Consider the following 2,156-nt stretch of genomic DNA (forward strand, 5'->3'; position numbering starts at 1 on the left):
TGTTTATTTAAAAAGCAGTTGAACTAAAAGAGTGATTTTTATCTTTACCTTTGGCGAAACTTCTCTATAATTCGTCGTCATTGCAGGGGCGTAGTTCCAATTGGTAGAACAGCGGTCTCCAAAACCGATGGTTGGGAGTTCGAATCTCTCCGCCCCTGCCATTTCTTCTTTACATCGTTTTTATTACTTCTTATATTGTTCAAATGTCTAATCTACTGAGTTGTTATGCATCCACGTTACGCAGCTATTTTTGATATAGAAAATCTTGAACTCAATCAGCATTATTGTTCTCAAACAAATGACCAAGCAGATACTTTATCGCAAAGCACGACAGCTAGTTCTTTAACGATAAATGAGCAACTATTTGCAGACATTAAGCTCAGTGCAGGGGCTATTATTATAAATAGCGTTGTACAGGGTAGTGAGATGCAATTAAACGACAATCAGCTTACATTGCCAACCCCACAGCTCAACGCCTCTGAGAAGCGTGCTTTATGGGCTTTAATGAGTGAACACCTTGATAAACTTTAAATCAGTAGATGAAACTGCAATACCTCAATTAATGACCATCGAAACAGCATGTCATAGCCATCCGTGGACTTTAAATACAATGAGTTCATGTATAGGCGGGCGCTATTTTAATGTTGCCGCATTTGATGAGGTGAGCATGATTGGTTTTTATATTGGTGAAAAAGCAGGGCCTGATTTTACGCTTATGGATATTTGTGTAACACCAAGCCACCAGGGTAAGGGTATTGCAAGGCAGTTGTTAGCCCAGTTTATTGAATATGGTGAACAGCAAAATGCTGAAAACCTCTTTTTAGAAGTACGCGAATCTAATACGCGGGCTATTGCGCTATACGAGAACGCTGGCTTTACAGAGATGTCAGTGCGTAAAAACTACTATCCAAGTGATAATCCGGCCAAAAATGGCTTTGAAGACGCTATTTTAATGGGCATGGCATTAGGTTTAAACTTTTCATAATTAAAGTCGGTGGTTAGCGTTTTAAGCATAGAGCACTAACGCACCGAACTTGTACTATTTTGTAAGTTTTCTTTTAGGTTACTTTGCCACTAATTGCTTGCTCAATGGCTGCTATTAATTTATTTACTAGCTCGTCTCTTGGCACTTTATTGTTACTTTTTAAATTTTCTTCAAGTGCCGCAGCGCTGTGGTAAATCTCATCAAAATTAAAGCATCCAGAACTACCTTTAATACTGTGCGCTATACTTCTTAATGCTTCCCAGTCATCACAATGTTGCAGAGTTTTAACTTCTTCTAAATAAGTAGGTAAGTTGGCTAAATAGTTATCAGTAATTTGCTGAAACTTTTCGCTTTTTAATAAGCTGTCCCACTTATTTTGATTATCCTTTTCAAGATGTAGGTAGCTTACGAGTACATTTTCCAGAGCATCTTTATCAATGGGTTTAGCGAGTGCTTTGTTGCAGCCAGCTTCTAGGTAAGTGCCTATATCGTGGTTCATTACATTAGCAGTAAGGGCAATAATGGGGCCATCGTATGCTGCATGACGAAGCATTTTAGTCGCTTCTAATCCGCCCATTACAGGCATTTGCATATCCATTATAATAAGCTGATAGTCATTAACGAGTGCCATTTCTACAGCTTTTGCGCCATTACTAGCAATATCGGGTTCAAGGCCCCAAGTTTGCAGTAATAATTTAATTAATAGTTGGTTATCAGGGTTATCCTCAGCGACTAAAATATTAGCCTCAAAGTTATTGGTCGCAAACGATAAGAGAGGGTCTTTCTCTGGTATTAACTGGCTTTCTTGCGTTAAAAACTCAAGCATTGGTTGATCATCAGATAACTGACACGACACCCTAATTGTAAAGCGGCTACCAACGCCAACTTCACTTTCAAGCGTTACATCGCCACCAAGTAACAGTGCTAAATTTTTAGAAATACACAACCCAAGGCCTGTACCACCAAAACGACGTGTGGTTGTGGCATCGGCTTGCTCAAACGGTTTAAACACACGGTCTATTTGATGCTCAGACATCCCAATGCCGGTATCTTTAATTACAAATTCTAGCTTTTGACTTGCTTGTAAATAATGCACGCAAATAGACACACTGCCATTTTCGGTAAATTTAACAGCGTTATTTGCAATATTTATAAGTATTTGTTTTAAGCG

The 2,156-nt window shown here is 38.8% G+C and carries 3 protein-coding genes and 1 tRNA gene; 3 read left to right on the top strand and 1 reads right to left on the bottom strand.

Annotated elements, in window-relative coordinates; genetic code table 11:
* Positions 1-84: 84 nt before the first annotated feature.
* The 3 genes from H5072_RS17595 to rimI all read left to right on the top strand — a co-directional run bounded on the left by H5072_RS17595 (position 85) and on the right by rimI (position 985).
* Positions 85-161: transfer RNA gene (locus H5072_RS17595), tRNA-Trp, on the top strand.
* 64 nt (positions 162-225) lie between these two features.
* Entirely contained in the window at positions 226-531 is a 306-nt protein-coding gene (locus H5072_RS17600) for a hypothetical protein (RefSeq protein WP_182694285.1), read from the top strand.
* Positions 518-985, top strand: a complete 468-nt coding sequence (gene rimI, locus H5072_RS17605; RefSeq protein ID WP_182694287.1) for a ribosomal protein S18-alanine N-acetyltransferase — start codon at positions 518-520, stop codon at positions 983-985. Before H5072_RS17600 ends, rimI begins: the two co-directional genes overlap by 14 nt.
* Before the next feature lie 73 nt (positions 986-1,058).
* On the opposite strand, the gene H5072_RS17610 is transcribed toward rimI, so the two are convergent.
* Positions 1,059-2,156, bottom strand: a 1,098-nt coding sequence (locus tag H5072_RS17610) for an ATP-binding protein (protein WP_182694286.1), incomplete at its 5' end; no start/stop codon positions are given.

The sequence above is a fragment of the Pseudoalteromonas sp. SR45-5 genome, assembly GCF_014163565.1.
Taxonomy (GTDB): Bacteria; Pseudomonadota; Gammaproteobacteria; order Enterobacterales; family Alteromonadaceae; genus Pseudoalteromonas; species Pseudoalteromonas distincta.